Raw genomic sequence first — 16,741 nt, forward strand, 5'->3', positions numbered from 1 at the left:
ATGGCCGCCCCGCCATACGCCCGGACGGACCGGGCGTTCCGCCACACTGTCCGCCGAACGCCGCAATTCCCGTGCGGCGACGGAGGGACGTGAGAGCGATGGCCGTTTCCATTTCTGTCGTGGTGCTGCTGCTGGTACTGGCCGTGATCTTCGTGCGGAACAGCGGCCTGAAGCTCACGCACGCCCTCGTCTGCGCCCTGCTCGGCTTCTTCCTCGCCGGCACCAGCATGGCGCCCACCATCCACAACGGCGTCGCCGCCACCGCCAACGTGGTCTCCAGCCTCAAGCCCTGATCCCCCCGCCGGGGGTTCGGATATCCACACCCCCGATCCGGGGGCGAGCACGATCGACCCTCCCCGCCCTGCCCGCCGAGGATGAGGGCATGGCTGAGACGACGACGTACACACGCACCGAGACCGCCGCCCGCGCCGAGGACCTGCACCGCTCCTACGGGCGCGGCCCCGCCACCGTGCACGCCCTGCGCGGCGTGTCGGTGGCCCTCGAACCCGGCACCTTCACCGCCGTGATGGGCCCGTCCGGATCCGGGAAGACCACCCTGCTGCACTGCCTCGCCGGAATGGACCGCCCCACCCGCGGCACCGTCCGGTGGGGCGACACCGAGGTGACCGGCCTGCCGGAACGGAAGCTGGCCGAGCTCCGGCGCACCCGGATCGGCTTCGTCTTCCAGGCGTTCAACCTGATGCCCGCGATGACCGTCGCCCAGAACGTCGAGCTCCCCGGCCGGCTCGCCGGCATCCGGCCGGACCGCGACCGCGTCCTCGAAGCGCTCGACCGGGTCGGCCTGGCCGGACGCGAACGGCACCGGCCCGGACAGCTCTCCGGCGGCCAGCAGCAGCGCGTGGCCATCGCCCGCGCGCTCGTCTCCCGGCCGAGCGTGCTCTTCGCCGACGAACCGACCGGCGCGCTCGACCGGGCCACCGGCCACGAGGTCCTCGCCCTGCTGCGCTCCCAGGTCGACCGGGACGGCCGGACCTGCGTGATGGTCACCCACGACCCCGTCGCCGCCGGATACGCGGACCGGGTCCTGCTCCTCGCCGACGGCCTCGTCGTGGACGAACTGACCCGTCCCACCGCCGCCGAGGTCGCGGCACGCCTCGGCCGGCTCGGCGGATGAGCGCCGTTCCCTCCCTCGCCCTCGGACAGCTGCGCCGACGTCCCGCCGCCTTCACCGGACTCGCGGTCGCCCTCTTCCTCCTCGTCGCCACGACCACCCTGTTCGGCTCGCTGTTCGCCGCCGAGGCCACCGCCCCCGAGGCCGTCCGCAGGACGGCGGTGGCGGGGCCCGGGCCGATGGTGATCGCGGGAGCCTTCGGCGAGATCGCCGTCCTGGTCGCCTTCTTCGTCGTCGTCAACGCGATCGGCTTCGCGCTCCGCCGACAGCACCGCGAACTGGCGCTCCTGCGCACCATCGCGGCCACCCCCCGACAGGTACGGCGCCTGGTCCGCGTCCAGCTCCTCGTCACCGCACTCCTCGTGGCCGCGCCCGGCTCGCTCGCCGGGAGGTACGCCGCCCACCACTTCCTCGTCGCCCTGCAGCAGCGGGGGATGGCCGCGCCGGACCTGCGCGTGCCCGGGACACCGCTGCCCGCACTCGTCGCCGTGGCGATCACGCTCGTCGTCGGGCTCGCGGCATCGGCCGTCGCGGTCCGGCGGATCTCCCGGATCGCGCCCGCCGCCGCACTCACCGCGACCAGCACCGAGCAGGGCCGGACCGGGGCACCGCGCCTGCTCGCCGGCGTCTGCGCCCTGGCGGGCGGCGGCCTGCTGCTGCGGCTCGCCGCGACACGGCCGGCGGAGGAGCTGGACAAGGCGGGGCAGGCGGCGCTGTTCGGCTCACTGGTGCTGCTCGTCGCGGTCGGCCTGACGGGGCCGCTCGCGGCGCGCGCCCTGGTGGCCCTCCTGGGCGCGCCGATGCGGGTGCTGATGCCCGGTACGGGCTGGCTGGCCCAGGCCAATCTGCGCGGATACGCCCGGCGGCTGACGTCCGCCATGGTGCCGGTGGCGCTGCTCGTGGGCCTGTCGGCGACCATGATGATCATGACACGTACCGCCGAGCACGCGGCCGGCACGACCAGTGCCACCTCCGCCACCGACGTCTGGCTCCGCCAGGCCGAACTGGCCCTGCTCACCGGCTTCGCCGCCGTCTCCACGATCAACACGGTCATCGCCGTCACCGGGGAGCGGCGCCGCGAGTTCGCCCTGCTGCGGCTCGTCGGGGCGACCAGGCGCCAGCTGCTGCGCATGCTGACCGCCGAGGCCGCGCTGACCACCGCGGTCGGCGTCCTTCTCGGCGCCGCGGTCGCCGCCCTCGCCACGGCCGCGTTCAGCACGGCGGCGACCGGCTCCCCGCTGCCGTCCGTCCCGGCCACGGCCTGCGGCTGGATCGTCGCGGGCGCGGCCGCACTGACCGTCCCGGGAACCCTCGGCGCGGGCCTGCACGCGGTCCGGGGCCCGGCGGCGGAACTGGCGGGCGGCACCCGTGACTGACCCCGACGGCGGGCCGACGCCCGAGCCCGAGTCCGGGTCCGGGTCTGGGGCTCGGGCCGAGCCCAGGTCCGAGCCCGGCGGTGGACCCGGACCCGGACCCGGATCCGTGCCGCGGCGGTACTTCTCCGTCCGTGCGGGTGAGTGGGTGTTCGCCGTGGTGGGGTTGCCCGTCGCCGTGCTCTGTGGCACGTACGCACTGGCCGTCCTGTACGCCGGGACCCTCCTCTCGCTCACCGTGCTCGGCCTGCCGTTCGTGGTCGTCGCGCTCCTCGGCGCGCGCGGCCTCGGCGTGCCGCACCGGCGCCTGGTCCGTGCTCTGCTCGGCGAGCACGTCGAGGCGCCGGCCGGACCTCCCCGCCCCGACGGCCTCCTCGCCCGCGGGCGTGCCGTCCTGACCGACCCGGTCGCCTGGCGGACGCTGCTGTACCTGGTCCTGCGACTGCCGCTCGGCGTGCTCGGGTTCGCCGCCGCGGTGGTCCTGCCCCTCGGGTGCGGATGGCTGATCGGCTTTCCGCTCTGGGGCCGCCTGATGGAACCCGACTCCCCGCCGGGAGCCTGGCTGAACGCGGCCTCCGTCCTGCTCGGCCTCGCCCTCCTCGCCGGTGCGCCCGGCGTCCTGCGAGCGGTGAGCGGAGCGAACCGGCGGCTCGCGGCACTGCTCCTCGGGCCCGTCCGCACCCAGCGCCGCGTCCGCGAGCTCGAGGCGGCCCGCGCCGCACTGCTCGCCGACAACAGCGACCGGCTCCGCCGCCTGGAACGCGACCTGCACGACGGCACCCAGGCCCGGCTCGTGGCCCTGGCCATCACCCTCTCGCTGACCGAGGACGCGCTCGATCCGGCCACGGGCCCGGACCTCGCCCGACTGCGGACCCTGCTCGACCGCGCCCGGGGCCAGACCGAGGAGACCGTCGCCGAGCTGCGGCTGCTCACCCGGGGCATCCACCCCGTGGCCCTGGACGGAGGTCTCGGCGAGGCACTGCCGGGGCTCGCCGCCACCTCGCCCGTCCCCGTCACCCTCCGGCTCGACCTCGCCGAACGCCCGCACGAGGCGATCGAGCGGGCCGTCTACTTCTGCGCCGCGGAGCTGCTCACCAACATCGCCCGGCACAGCGGCGCGCGCACGGCCCTGCTCGCGGCCACCGTGCGCGACGGCCGGGTGCGGCTGACGGTCCGTGACGACGGCCGGGGCGGCGCGACACCCGGCGGCGGCACCGGCCTCGCCGGCCTGGCCGAGCGGCTCGCGGCGGTGGACGGCACCCTGCGGGTGGACAGCCCGCCGGGCGGGCCGACGGAGGTCACCGCCGAGCTGCCCGCGACGCTGTGACGGCCCGTCATCCACCGGCCCCGGTGGGGCGGGCGCGTACGGCCGGTCAGCCGCCGGTCTCGGCGAGGCGGGCGCGTACGGCCGGTCAGCCGCCGGTCTCGGCGAGGCGGGCGCGTACGGTCCGTCAGCCGCCGGTCTCGGCGAGGCGGACGAGTGCGGACCGTCAGCAGCCGGTTCTGGCGCGGCAAGCGCGTACGGCCCGTCAGCCGCCCGTCTCGGACAGGTAGGCGAGCACGGCCTTCACCCGCCGGTTGTCCGCCTCCGTGGCCGACAGGTCGAACTTCGTGAAGACGGCGGCGACGTGCTTCTCCACCGCCCGCTCCGACACCACGAGCCGCGCAGCGATGGAGCGGTTGGAGTGCCCCTGCGCCATCAGCTCCAGGACCTCCCGCTCGCGCGGTGTCAGGCCGTCCACCCGGCCGGTGCGGTCGCCGTGCACCAGCCGGTCGACCACCTCCGGGTCGAGCGCCGTCCCGCCGTCCGCCACCCGGCGCAGCGCGTCCATGAACTCGGAGGTCCGGGCGACGCGTTCCTTCAGCAGGTACCCGACGCCGGTCGACCCGGCCGCGAGGAGCCGGGAGGCCCAGGCGGTCTCGATGTGCTGGGAGAAGACGAGGACGCCGACCTCGGGCGCGGTCGCCCGGATCTCCACCGCGGCGCGGATGCCCTCGTCGGTGTGGGTGGGCGGCATCCGGATGTCCACCACGGCGACGTCGGGCCGGTGCCGGGCCACCGAAGCGAGCAGCTCGGCCGCCGTCCCCGCGGTGGCCACCACCTCGCAGCCGCGGGCGCCGAGCAGCTCGACCATCCCGTCCCGCAGGACGACGGAGTCCTCGGCCAGCACCACGCGCAGGGATCGTTCGGTCACCCCACCATTATCGGCCCCGTCCCGGGGCGCCTTTCGGACCGCTCGTGAACGGCGCATGAAAGCAGGCGCAGTTCCATGTACTTCTCCTCTGCTCCCGCCTACCGTCAGCCGCCGGCGCGACGCACACACCCCCACCCCGAGGAGCCGCCTTGCCCACCCCACCGCCCCGCAGACGAGCACGCGCGCTCGCGCTGATCACCGCGCTCGCGGCGACCGTCCTGGCGGGCGCCGCGCCCGTCGCCCAGGCCGCGGAGATACCCCTCGCCCCCGGGTTCCGTCTCGTCGACCACTACGAGGGCGCCCCCGCCACCGCCCGGCCCGTGCCCGGCAAGGGCCCCGTCCAGCACCCGTACCTCGCCCCCAACGGCCGCAGCGGCATGCACGCCGACGGCGCCGGCAGTGCCACCTACCCCTGGTCCGGGCCGCTCGGGCGCGACCCCGAGGTCACCAGCGAGAAGATCGCCGCCCTCGGCGGCGAGTGCGCCACCGTCACCTTCGACGCCGCGCCGCCGGCCGCCTGGACACCGTCTGCGGCACCTTCAGCGGCTTCCTCCTGAAGCTCCTCGACCCGCGCACCCTGGCCACCCTCGCCGAGTACAAGCTGCCGCAGCGCTCCTCCACCGTCGAGGCCATCACCCGCCTCGACTTCGAGAAGATCTTCAAGAAGTCCTCGCCCTCGGGGCGCTGACCTGCGACTTTGCTCCTTTCCGGAGCTTTCACGAGGACACCGCCTTACGCGGTCGATTCTCCCCAGACGCTCCCCGAGGCGGCTTGATTCTCCCCAGATTCTCCCCGGCCGGCACTGCTTCGGCAGGAGCGCAGCCCCTGGTCAAGGCTGGTTCTCGGCTCGGAGGAGCGGCTACGCACAGTGTCAGGGGAGGAGCGCGATCGTGTCGTGCGTGTTCTGAACGGTCTGTCTCGGCGGGAGCCTTCGGTAGGTGTCCAACGGTCCGTGCCCTTGCCGTGCAGGGCGGGTCGTCCTCGGTTGTTGTCCGAACGCGTGTCGTGGGTTCATGAGCATGCTCCCGGAGGAGCCTCGCTGGTTAGTACTGCAACGGTGTTTGATGTGACTGATGGCCAGGTCAGGGACTGTATCCGCGTCGTTTGTAGTGACTGGTGCGGGCCTGGTGCTGACGTCGTCGGCGCCAGTGTGACCAGTGCAGGATGTGCTCGACGGGTGCGGGGCGTCGGTTGGTGAGGCGGATGATCAGCCGTCGTATCTCGGCGAGGCTGAGGTGGATGAGCCGGGAGGATCCGTTTCTGCTTTGCCCATGTCCAGCTCGCGGGCCCGCAGGACGGTCAGGCAGGTGTGGACGGCCATGGCCAGGGTCATGTGACGGTGCCAGCCGGGGCAGCGGCGGACCTGGCAGTGGTCCAGGCCGCATTCCTGCTTCGCGCTCTGGAAGCATTCCTCGACCGCCCAGCGGGCCCCGGCGACACAGATCAGCTGGTCGAGGGTGGTGTCGGTGGGGCAGGAGGCGAGGCAGGAGGAGATCTCCTCGGGCCGGCTCACACTGCGGTGGGCGATCACCCAGTGCCGCCGGTCCTCCCGGTGCCGGGGCCGGACCTCGACCCGCGCCCGGTCGAAGACGCGGGGCCCGTGGGCGCCGTTCCCGCACGAGCGGCGCTTCTACTTCTGCCGGGGCAGATCGTGGAACAGGTTGTGGACGGGGTGGTCCAGGGCCCAGCGGGTCACGACGGTGTCGTGCGGGGTGGTGGCCACGACGTGGAAGACATCCGCCCGCTCCAGCTCGCTCCGCCAGCTCTTGGAGTGGCCGTAGCCGGCGTCCGCGGTCACCCAGCCGAACGGGATCTTCTCCGCGACCGCTCGGCGGACCATGACCCGGGCGATGGCGACCTTCGTCTCGAAGACGACCGTGTCGCCGATGCCAGCCCGTCGGCAGTGTTCCCGGTCGTCCATCCAGGACGCCGGCAGGTAGAGACGCCGGTCGAGCAGGGTGCGGCCGCGGCCGGTGGCATCGGCGAGGAAGACGCCGACCTGGCGAAACGGTGCGCGAACCGCTCGTGCAGAGCCTTCAGTTCACCCGCCCACGACCGGGCACCGGCATGTTCCCCACCCATGACCACACCAATGATCGACCTGGCCACCCGTCACGGCAAACACCGTTGCAGTACTAACGAGCTCGTGCACGGTAAGCGGTGAGCCGTCGAGCTTCTGATCGTTGATCATCGTCGTGTGATGGGGAACGTGTCTCGTGCAGCGATCATCAGCGACCGGAGGATTACCGGCCTGTCGGCCGACGTGATCGCTGAACTCATCGCTGAGGTGGGCCCGTTGTGGCACGAGCAGCACCAGGCCAAGCTCGCGTCCCGGCCACGGAAGCGGGCGGTGGGTGCTGGCGCGAAGCACCAGCTGGTGTTCGTCGACCGTCTCCTGGCCACGCTCGTGCACCTCCGGCACGCCGTCACACACGACGTGCCGGCTTGCTGGTTCGGCGTCGACCGCTCGACCATCACCCGGACCATCGGTGAGGTGCGGCCTCTTCTGGCCGAGCGAGGCTGCACCATCAGCCGCGGAGTGCGGCTGCGGCCCCTCGCCGGGGTCATCGATCATCTCGGCGCCAGCGGGAAGACCGGCATCATCGACGGCACCGAGATTCGAGTCAGGCGCCCGGCTGCCGGACGCAAAGACCGGGACAAGTTCATCTCCGGCAAGAGCAAGCAGAACGCGGTCAAGACCATGGTCGTCATGGATGGCGACGGCCGGATGCTCTTCTGCAGCCCGACTCAGCACGGCAGCTGCGCGGACATCACCCATGCCCGCCAGTCAGGGCTGGCCAGGCTCCTGGAGGGCGGCCCGGCAGCCGAGATCCTTGCGGATGCCGGCTATCAGGGCCTGGGAGCCCAGACCGGAGGGCGTGTGGTGACACCACCGCACCGCAAGTTCAAGAAGAATGCCCCGGACTGGTACGAGGAGATGCACGAGCGGCAGCGCAAGGCGCATTCCTCGCGGCGTATCCGCGTCGAGCATGGCATTGCACACCTGAAGAACTGGCGGGCGCTGGCCCGCCACCTCGGCCGCCGCGAGCACATGAGCGACACCGTGCAAGCCGTCGCTGGTCTGCTGTCCCACCAGCAGACCGCGGACCTGATCCCGGCACGGCAGGTGTGATGGCCAAGCCCCGCTGAGGGCCTCGGCGTCTCACCGCTTACCGTGCAGGAGCTCGTAAGGTCGTCGACGTAGTCGGCTGTAACCGCGACCTTTGCCGGGTTGGGTGGTCAGGCGAGCGCGTGCTGGTCGGTGAGCTGCTCGGCGGTCCCGCCGGGCCGCAACGGAACGGGCGGCACTGTCAGGAGGGCCGGTCCGGGCGCTGCGGCCGCTGGTTCGGTTACCGGGCCGCGCGCTCGTCGGTGCCGGGGATCTTGGCGGTGCTGATGGCGACGCGGTTCCAGGTGTTGATGGTGAAGATCAGGGCCGGCAGCTGGTCGCCGACCCCGACGGCTACCGCCTCGTCCTGTGCTCCCGCACCTGGGGCGTCTGAACCGCGGAGCCTTCGGCACGCGCCTGATCCCAGCGGTGGTCACCCCGTACGGGCCGCGGGAGACTGGAAACAGGATTCCGTTAGGGGTGAGCGGTGAGCACACAGGACGGATCCGGACCGGCTCCAGGCGGGGGGAGCCCGCACGAGCCACACGTTCTGGGCGGGCGGTACGTGCTGGGGGACCGGCTCGGACGCGGCGGAATGGGCACGGTGTGGCGGGCTCATGACGTGGTGCTCGACCGGGATGTCGCCGTGAAGGAGCTGAACGTCGGCGGGCTGTCGGCCGATGAGCTCGCCGTGCTGCAGTCGCGGATGGAGCAGGAGGCGCGGGCGGCGGCACGGATCAAGCACCCCGGCGTCGTCACCGTGTACGACGTGTTGGAGCAGGACGGCCGGCCGTGGATCGTCATGGAGCTGATCGACGGACGGGCGCTCGCCGACGTGATCGCCTCGGACGGCCCGCTGCCGCCCCGTGACGCCGCCCGGGTCGGCGCCCAGGTGCTGTCCGCCCTGGAGCAGGCGCACAAGAGGGGGGTGGTCCACCGGGACGTCAAGCCCGCCAATGTGCTGCTGGAGCAGGGCGGCCGCGTGGTGCTCAGCGACTTCGGCATCGCGGCGTTCGAGGGCTCCACGCGTTACACGCGCGAGGGTGACGTCGTGGGCTCGCCCGACTACCTGGCGCCCGAGCAGATCTCCGGCGACGGCCCGGGTCCGGCCTCCGACCTGTGGTCGCTGGGCGCCACGCTGTACACCGCCGTGGAGGGCCGGTCACCGTTCAGCCGTCCGTCGGCGGTGAGCACCCTGCATGCCGTGGTCGCCGACCCGCTGCCCGAACCGCGCCGTGCGGGTCCGCTCGGCCCGGTCATCGAGGCGCTGCTGCGCAAGGACCCGCACGCGCGTCCGACGGCCGACCAGGCGCGGCGCGTGCTGGCCGCGGTGGCGTCCGGGTCCGTGCTGGGCACGCCCCTGCGGGCGGCCGAACCGCACCCGCCCACCCAGCTGTCGGCCGCAGGCCCCGGGCCCGCGCCGTCGGCCGCCGCGGAGCGGGCACATATGCCCACCGAGTCGATGCCGTCGACGCCGTCGACGCCGGTCCGCCCGTACACGGGCGGGGAGAGCCCGACCGTGCCGACGACGCCGGCCGACGGCGGGCACAAGCGGCGTACCGCGCTGCTGGTCACGGTCGCGCTGCTCGTACTGCTCCTGTCCGGGGGCGGACTGGGGGTCGCGCTGTACAACAACGGCCAGGACAAGACCGCGCAGCCCCCGGTCGGCACCACCCAGCCGACGCAGCCGCCCGCCTCGCCGACCCCGTCGCCCACCCAACCGCCGCAGACCACGCCGGCGCAGCCGCCGACGACCCCCGCGCAGCCCCCGACGACCCCCGCGCAGCCCCCCACGACCCCCGCGCAGCCCCCGACGACCCGCGCGCAGCCCCCCACGACCCCCGCGCAGCCCCCGACGACCCGCGCGCAGCCGCCGGCGACCCGCGCGCAGCCCCCGGCGACCCCGGCGCCGCCCGCCGGGTACCAATGGGCCAGCGACCCGGCCGGCTTCCGCGTCGCCGTGCCACAGGGCTGGACGCGCAGCGTGACGAGCGGGCAGGTCAACTACTCGCCGGACGACGGAACCCACCTGCTCCGCTTCGCGGTGAACCCCAACGCGCCACAGAACTCCCTGGATCACTTCCTCGGGCTGGAGCAGACCGTCGGAAACTTCCGCGACTACCGACGGCTCGTCCTCGGGGCCAACACCTACCAGGGTTACCCGGGCGCTCTGTGGGAGTTCAGCTGGAACGCCGAGCAGTTCGGGCTGCGGCACGCGATCGACCAGTCCTTCGTCACCCCGGACGGCACCGAGCACCTGATCTACGTCGGATACCCGGAGGGCGAGTGGGCGGCGGGCCGACAGGTCTTCGACACGGCGCTGAGTACCTTCAGCCTCACGTGAGCACCTACCGAAGCGGTTCCACCGCGCGGCCGTCGACCCAAGCGGACCAGCCGTTGTTGCAGACGATATGGACCCAGTCACCGGCACGTTCCAGCAGTTGAAGCTCGACGCCGGCATCGATGCGGGCCACCGGTTCACCGGCAGGGTCGGGTTCGGCCCAGGCCCGCATCCCGCCTTCGGGGACCAGGTGCGTGGGCCGCCAGACCGGCCCCCGGTCCGGCGGCGGGGCCGGCGGCCCGCTCGCCGGACCGGGGGCCTCGCGGGCCGTGGTCGTGGCCAGGGCGGGCGCCGGGGCCGGTGCGTAGACCTCGTCGGGCAGCGGTCCCATGGGGAGCGGCCGCAGGAAGTCGCCGGCCAGCACTGCCGCGTCCGCCAGGCTGAGCGACCGCAGGGCGAAGCGGACCCGGGACCAGTCGTCCGGTGCCTGGGTGAGGCCATCGCTGAGGATGGTCCACAGGACCGGCTGCGTGACGATGAAGACCAGCAGTTCCTCCTGGCCCGTGGCCCGGCCCCGCTCCCATCCGGTCAGCTGGATGTCATGCAGCGACAGGGAACTCGTCCAGGTGAACAGCGTGCTGGCGAACACCGTGAAGGCGAGCGAGGGCTCGTAGCGCGGCGAGGCGGCGGTTCCCGTCCGCGCCAGGTGCCCGGCGTCCGTGTACCGGCGCAGTTCCCGCTCGGCGATCTCCTGCGTGACGAGCGGCAGGCCCACACCGGTGCGTCCGCCCGGATGGACGAGTAGCGCGAAAAGCTCCGTGACCGCACGGGTGAGCCAGCGCCGGTCGGCGACGAGGAGGGCGTCGTTCTGCGCCTCCAGCACGTCGGCCAGGGAGAGGGCGATGGGCGTCGGCAGCGGGCGGCGTCCGGTGAACGAGCGGAAGAAACGGGTCTTGTAGGCGTCGATCAGCGTGAGGAGGAAGGCCAGCTGCTCGGCGCCCATCTCCTCCTCCGGCGGCGGTATCGGCGCCGCGGCCGAGAACTGCACCTGCGACTGAACCCACTCGGCCAGATCGTCCGCCACGTACGGAGCCAGCAGCTCGTAGTCATGGTCGAAAGCGGGCCGCAGGCCCGTGAAGACATCACCGGCCCGGCGTGATGCGTACAGCCGGCACGGGGTCGGTGCGCCGTCGAACAGGGCTGCCCGTGCGTCCACCACGCGGTCGGGGATCGCCAGCGGAAGCAGCGCGGTGCGTGTGGTGGCCTCCGGCAGCTCCCGGAAATCGCGCAGCAGCTCGGCGGGATCGCGGGCCGTGCTGCCGTCGGCCCCGTCGGTGGACATGTCGGACAGCGGCGAGAGCACCGCCGGTGGCGGCAGTCCTGCGTACCGGACGACCGCGTCGAGCTCGGCCCGGTCCAGGGCGACGGTCCGGGTGAGGCCCATGGGGATCGGCGCCGGAGGCGCAGTGGCGGTCGTGGGGATCGCTGTGGCATCGGACGGTGAGCGCAGCGCTTCGAGAGCGTCGTCGACCGGTGTGCCGCTGCCCAGCGGATGCAGGGTTCCGGTCTCCTTGACGACGACGATAGGACCCACCCCCACCAGTTTGTCCCGCATGTCCCCGCTCTCCAGGTGTGCGCGGGAATCGAAAATGAAGAGCCAGACCCCTTCCTCGTCCCTGATGGCGTCGTCTACGAGAACCAATTCTGTTTGCATACTGGCCGATAGGTTCTGCACGTAGTCCAGAGCCAACTGGCGCGCTTCCGCAAACTCGATCATGGCTTCATCACTCCGACGTCTTCAGCAGCCAGTATTCGCTGTACCCTTTGCCCGCGAATTGCGCACGGCTCTCGCTCTGGCCGTCGAGGAATTTCACCACCCCACCGTCGTTGACCACGTTGAACTGGTGGCCGGGGAGGTTGTCCGGCCGGTCGGCGAACACGATGCCCCGCGATCCAGGACCCCACGCCTGCACCTCCTTCTGCATGTCCAGCCGGGCCTTTATCACCGTGGTCTTCCCCTGATAAGACAGCAGCTTGATATCGGCTTCCGTTTTTCCGTAATACGCTGGCGTCTCGTGCATCGGTTTCCCCACGCTGGGCGGGGCGGGTGGCGTGAACTGACCCTTGAGTCTTGCCTCGACCGCGGCGACCGTGTTGTTGCAGTTCATGTCAGTGGTGATCGGAAATTGCCGGTCCATGGGCAGTTGGTTTCCCTTGGCGTCGTAGAAGCTCTCCTTCGTGTATCCGAGATTCTTGCTCGACGAGGTGGGATTGGTGCCCCGCAGAAACCCTTTGATGTCCTTGATTCCCTCCTGGCCGAGGACCTTTGAGGGGGTCTGCGGTACCCACGCCGAACCCGGGGGCTGCGCGGGGGGGCCACCCCCCTTGGGTGTCCCGCCGGCGCCGAACAGCTTGGGTCCCTGAGCGGCAGGCTGCACTGAGGGCGGCGGGGGCGCCGCCGCCTTGGGGACGACCGGCTTCGGTACGGACGGGGCGGTGCCCGGGAGGATGTTGCGCAGCCCCGCTCCCACCGCGACGAGCGTCGCCACGTTGCCCACGTCTTGCACGACGCCAATCGCGACGTCCACCAGGCTGCCCTTCCCGTGGGCCAGGTCGACGGTGGCCTGGACGGCGTTCACCGGCATGGTTGCCTTGGTGGTCCCCCAGATCGCTCCGGAGACTCCGCCCTGGGCATAGCCCGTCGTGGCCGCCTGGACGGCTGTCGTGGCTCCCCGGACGACTCCGGCGGCGAGCGAGATCGCCCCCACCTGGGCGGCCGTGGCCAGTCCGGCGGCGACGGCAGCGCCGGGCAGCGCGGCGAGCACGGCCTGGGCTGCGGCCTGCTTGGCGGTCGCCGCCAACGCGTCGAGGTTCGCGATGTCGCCCTCGGCGGCTGCCGCGGCTGCTTCCGCCTTGCCCTGGGCCTGCTGGAACACCACGCTGGTGAGGTTGCGGATCTGTCCTTCCTTGTCGGTGCCGGGCGGGCCCTCCTGGATTTTCGTCAGAACCCGGCTCGCGGCTTCCTGCTGGCTGGGCGGCAGTTTGCCGATGAGGTCGTTGAGGACGTTCGTACGGTTCTCGATCCGGTTGAGGGTCTTGACGTACTCGGTGTATTCCTGCTCCTCCTTGCGGCCCTTCTGCATCTTGTCGACGAGGTCGACCATGCCCTTGTCCGCGATCGCCTGCCGCTCGACGTTGAGCTTCTGCACGTTGGCCTGGTATGCCGCGTCGTGCTGGCCTTCCAGCTGCTGCAGGGTGGCGAGCTGCTGTGGGGTGAGCCCCTTCGTGGGGTCGATGCCGGCGATCAGGTCCTGGATCTGGCCGTATGCGGGGTTGCGGGGGTCGGGGGTTTCCAGGTCGATCTGGTGCAGGCGCGCGCGGATCGAGGCGTCGACGGGGATGCGGTCCCCGCCGGGACCGGGCGGCGCCTCCGGCTGCCCGGCAGCCGGTTTCCGCGCGGGTTCCCCTTCCGCTCCGGCCCCGGGTTCCCCTGTCGCCGCCTCCGGCCCCGGTGGCAGCGGTGCCCCGAGCGTTACGGGCTCCAGACCGGGCAGCGGAGGCAGGCCGGGCAGCCCCGCCGAGGGGGCTGTCTCCGTCGGCGGAGCCGGCGGCCCGGCGCCCGGCGGGGACTCCCCGGAGGGGCCGCCGCCCGGGGGCCCGCCGCCGGTGAACCCGCTGAAGGCCCCGGACAGCCAGCCGGCGAAGGTCCCGATGACGGAGCCCACGGCGGCGACGGCGGCGCCGATGGCGGAGTTGACCAGCACGGCCTTGCTGCCATCGCAGTCCAGCCAGGGCGTTCCCTTGCACTCGGTCCACCCGCCGTCGTCCGCGAAGGCGGGCGTCGCGTCCGTCAGCTGGTACGCCCCGGCTGCCACCCCGAGCAGCAGCAGGATCATCGCGGCGGCGGCGGGCCGGCCGAACGTGGCGATCACGATCGCCAGCACGGCGCACACCCCGGCCAGCATCAGTTTGACCCACGTCTGCGCCACGAAGAAGGCGACCAGCAGCGCGGCGGCCGACCCGAGGAGGCCCACGGTCATGCCGGTGATTCCGGTGACCTTCTGGTGCCGGGTGGGGGCGATCCGTCTGACCAGCGAGGACCAGATCTGGTGGATCCCGCTGGACAGGATGCTGCCGATGACGCCGGGGATGACGGCGAGCAGGCCGATCGCGAGGACCGCGCCCACCGAGGGCGACAGGACCACGGCGGCGAGCATGCTGACCGCCGCACCCCAGAGCAGGTGCACGTACGCCGCACGGTCGCCGCGTACCAGGCCGGCCAGGGCGCGGGGCAGCCCGCGCAGGCCGGCCAGGAACGTGGACGTGCCCACCGCCTGCCAGTAGCCGGCGACCCCGAAGATCACGGCGCTGAACAGGGCCCAGAACAGGGCGCCCTGGAAGAAGCTGCCGTTGCTGGTCGTGGGGGACCCGGACGGCACCTGCGTCCCCTCGTAGCGCACGGCGATGAGCCAGACGTTGCTGATGTAGGCGAAGAGGCCGCCCACCACCGCGGTGACCACGGCGGTCAGCGCATGGTCGTGCAGCCAGCGCGGCAGTTGCCGGACGACCTGCCGCGCGCCCGGGGGCGCCGTCTGCGGCTGCGGAGCAGGAACAGTCATCTCATCCCTCCGCCCTGTCCACGATCACGAATCCACCCGAGTACGGCCGCCCGGACGTACGGACCCGCAGCACACCGGGCCCGGCGAAGCACACCCGCGTCGTCCTGCCGGGTTCGAGGCGCGGGGCCGGCGACGTACCGGCCCCGGACAGCGCGTACGTCACCGCGTCGTCGTTGCGCAGGCTCACGCAGCCGTCCGGCGGCACCCGCAGCCACTGCGGGGAGAACCGGCCGTTCGCCACGATCGCGCTGGGCCCGGGGGCCACCTGCTCGCCCGCCCGGACCGGGGCCGGCGTCACAAACGGACGCTGCCAGACCACCAGGGCCACCAGGACGCCGAGCAGCGCGTATGCCGTGGTGTGGGTGCTCACCTCGCGGAGACGGCGCGACGTGTGCTCGGGGTCGGCGACCAGCATGCCGAGCGGCACGCCGTACGCCAGGTGCCCGCCGTACGCGATGACCAGCAGCCCGGTACCGCGCAGCGCGTAGACGCCCGCGACAGGCGTGGCCACGGCCAGGGTCTCGATGGCCATCCCCCAGGGCAGCGCCCAGTACCAGCGGCGGCCGCGCGCGACGACTCCGTAGGCGATGCCGAATCCGATGCCGTTGCCGAAATGGAAGACCCAGCCGGCCAGCCCTGTCCAGGGGCTGGACGAGTCGGCGCCCAGGATGAGCACACCGTAGGAGTCGATCGGCGCGAACAGGCGGTGCCCGGTCAGCAGGAACGGCAGCCGGAACGCGTCGTAGGCGAAGGTGCCGAGCAGCCCGCCGACGGTGCCCGCCACGAGTGCGTTGTGCAGCCGGCGGTGGCGGGCCGAGCGGCCGGTCGCCACGCCGATGACGGCGAGCAGCAGCAGGCTCGGCACGGTCACCGCCCAGAACCAGACGGCGAACGCCCCGAGCCCGTACGCCCACGCCAGCAGGGGTGCCACCGGGAGCAGCCCGAGGACGGCGCACACGGCGGCCAGCCCCCTGGAGGACGCCGCTGCCGGCCCGGCGGCCGGCCCCGGGACCGGAATCGCCGGTGCGCCGCGTGCTCTCGGGGGGTGTGCTGTCATCCGGTCTCCCTGGACGGATGTGTGTCAGAGGGCGACGTCCCACAGGCGGATGGTCCGGTCGGCGCCCGCTGAGGCCGCGCGGCGGCCGTCGGGGGCGAACGCCACGGCGGACACGTTGCCGGTGTGCCCGTCGTAACGGCGCAGTTCGCGGCCGCCGGAGACGTCCAGCAGCCGCACGGTGTTGTCGGTGCCGAGCCCTGTGGCCCGGTCCGTCTCGTAGAAGTCGGAGCCGCTGCCGGTGAGCAGCCGGCGGCCGTCCGGGGCGACGGCCAGGCACAGGACGTTCCCGGTGCCCACCCTGAACCGGCCCGCTTCGCGGCCGTCGGCCACGGTCCACGCAAGCAGCCGCGCGTCCATCGTGGTGGCGAAGGCGAGCCGGCCGTCGGGCGAGAAGGCGACGGCGGTGACCACGAAGAGCCGCTCGCCGAACCGGCGCAGCTCCCGGCCCTCCTGCAGATCCCACAGGCGGACATGGTCGTCGCCGTTCTCGACCTTCGCGTCGCCGGAGAGCACCAGGCGCCGGTCGGGCGAGAACGCCACGGACGTGACGTCGGCGGTGTGGCCGAGGAGGCGGCGCAGCTCCTGCCCGGTCGCCGGGTCCCAGCAGCGCACGGTGCCGTCCCCGCCACCGGTGGCGACGAGCCGCCCCTCCGGGGAGAACGCCGCTGCCGACGTGCCGGAATCCTGGCCCTCGAAGCGCCGCATCTCCGTTCCTCCGGCCGTTTCCCACAGCCGCGCGGGGCCCCGGTCCCCACCGGAGACCGCGAGCCTGCCGTCCGGCGACAGCGCGGCGCACCTGACCCCGCTCTCCTCGGCCGCCCACCCGCGGATCTCGGTCCCGCCGGCCACGTCCCACAGCCGCAGACTGCCGTCGTCGCTGCCGCTCAGCAGATACCGTCCGTCCGCGGAGAACACCACACAGGTCACCGCGTCCGTGTGCCCCGTGAAGCTGCGCACCTCACCCGACGACGGCCC

The 16,741-nt window shown here is 72.7% G+C and carries 11 protein-coding genes and 3 pseudogenes; 7 read left to right on the forward strand and 7 right to left on the reverse strand.

Annotated elements, in window-relative coordinates; all coding sequences use genetic code 11:
* The first annotated feature begins 98 nt into the window (after window positions 1-98).
* The 4 genes from SVTN_RS34880 to SVTN_RS34895 all read left to right on the forward strand — a co-directional run bounded on the left by SVTN_RS34880 (window position 99) and on the right by SVTN_RS34895 (window position 3,832).
* Window positions 99-293, forward strand: coding sequence for a hypothetical protein (locus SVTN_RS34880; RefSeq protein ID WP_041132672.1), 195 nt, complete (start codon window positions 99-101; stop codon window positions 291-293).
* An 89-nt stretch (window positions 294-382) separates the two neighbouring features.
* Window positions 383-1,135, forward strand: a complete 753-nt coding sequence (locus SVTN_RS34885) for an ABC transporter ATP-binding protein (RefSeq protein ID WP_041132673.1) — start codon at window positions 383-385, stop codon at window positions 1,133-1,135.
* Window positions 1,132-2,508, forward strand: a complete 1,377-nt coding sequence (locus SVTN_RS34890; RefSeq protein WP_041132674.1) for an FtsX-like permease family protein — start codon at window positions 1,132-1,134, stop codon at window positions 2,506-2,508. Before SVTN_RS34885 ends, SVTN_RS34890 begins: the two co-directional genes overlap by 4 nt.
* Before the next feature lie 154 nt (window positions 2,509-2,662).
* Window positions 2,663-3,832, forward strand: coding sequence for a sensor histidine kinase (locus SVTN_RS34895; protein WP_245727753.1), 1,170 nt, complete (start codon window positions 2,663-2,665; stop codon window positions 3,830-3,832).
* A 202-nt stretch (window positions 3,833-4,034) separates the two neighbouring features.
* On the opposite strand, the gene SVTN_RS34900 is transcribed toward SVTN_RS34895, so the two are convergent.
* Window positions 4,035-4,700, reverse strand: coding sequence for a response regulator transcription factor (locus SVTN_RS34900; RefSeq protein ID WP_041132676.1), 666 nt, complete (start codon window positions 4,698-4,700; stop codon window positions 4,035-4,037).
* A gap of 149 nt (window positions 4,701-4,849) precedes the next feature.
* Here SVTN_RS34900 and SVTN_RS43425 point away from each other — a divergent pair.
* Window positions 4,850-5,373: pseudogene (locus tag SVTN_RS43425) on the forward strand (hypothetical protein); the annotation flags it as partial.
* 534 nt (window positions 5,374-5,907) lie between these two features.
* Here the strand turns inward: SVTN_RS43425 and SVTN_RS34915 are convergent.
* Window positions 5,908-6,702: pseudogene (locus tag SVTN_RS34915) on the reverse strand (IS701 family transposase); the annotation flags it as partial.
* Between the two features lie 198 nt (window positions 6,703-6,900).
* On the opposite strand from SVTN_RS34915, the gene SVTN_RS34920 reads away from it, so the two are divergent.
* Entirely contained in the window at window positions 6,901-7,833 is a 933-nt protein-coding gene (locus SVTN_RS34920) for a transposase (protein ID WP_245727754.1), read from the forward strand.
* 217 nt (window positions 7,834-8,050) lie between these two features.
* Here SVTN_RS34920 and SVTN_RS45875 read toward each other — a convergent pair.
* Window positions 8,051-8,143: pseudogene (locus tag SVTN_RS45875) on the reverse strand (carboxymuconolactone decarboxylase family protein); the annotation flags it as partial.
* A 261-nt stretch (window positions 8,144-8,404) separates the two neighbouring features.
* On the opposite strand from SVTN_RS45875, the gene SVTN_RS34925 reads away from it, so the two are divergent.
* Complete coding sequence (locus tag SVTN_RS34925; RefSeq protein WP_052499470.1) at window positions 8,405-10,153, forward strand: serine/threonine-protein kinase; 1,749 nt, start codon at window positions 8,405-8,407, stop codon at window positions 10,151-10,153.
* A 4-nt stretch (window positions 10,154-10,157) separates the two neighbouring features.
* Here the strand turns inward: SVTN_RS34925 and SVTN_RS41250 are convergent, their stop codons facing one another.
* The 4 genes from SVTN_RS41250 to SVTN_RS34950 are packed head-to-tail and all read right to left on the reverse strand — an operon-like array spanning window position 10,158 to window position 16,723.
* Window positions 10,158-11,867 carry a YrhB domain-containing protein gene (locus SVTN_RS41250; RefSeq protein WP_078908622.1) on the reverse strand — a complete coding sequence of 570 codons (1,710 nt, stop codon included), beginning with the start codon at window positions 11,865-11,867 and terminating at the stop codon, window positions 10,158-10,160.
* Window positions 11,868-11,874: 7 nt separating this feature from the next.
* Entirely contained in the window at window positions 11,875-14,709 is a 2,835-nt protein-coding gene (locus tag SVTN_RS41255) for a toxin glutamine deamidase domain-containing protein (RefSeq protein WP_052499472.1), read from the reverse strand.
* Between the two features lies 1 nt (window position 14,710).
* On the reverse strand, window positions 14,711-15,766 hold the full coding sequence (locus SVTN_RS34945) for a hypothetical protein (protein ID WP_159026548.1): 1,056 nt from the start codon (window positions 15,764-15,766) through the stop codon (window positions 14,711-14,713).
* Window positions 15,767-15,790: 24 nt separating this feature from the next.
* Window positions 15,791-16,723, reverse strand: a complete 933-nt coding sequence (locus tag SVTN_RS34950; RefSeq protein WP_052499473.1) for a WD40 repeat domain-containing protein — start codon at window positions 16,721-16,723, stop codon at window positions 15,791-15,793.
* Window positions 16,724-16,741 lie beyond the last annotated feature (18 nt).

The organism is Streptomyces vietnamensis (assembly GCF_000830005.1).
GTDB lineage: Bacteria > Actinomycetota > Actinomycetes > Streptomycetales > Streptomycetaceae > Streptomyces > Streptomyces vietnamensis.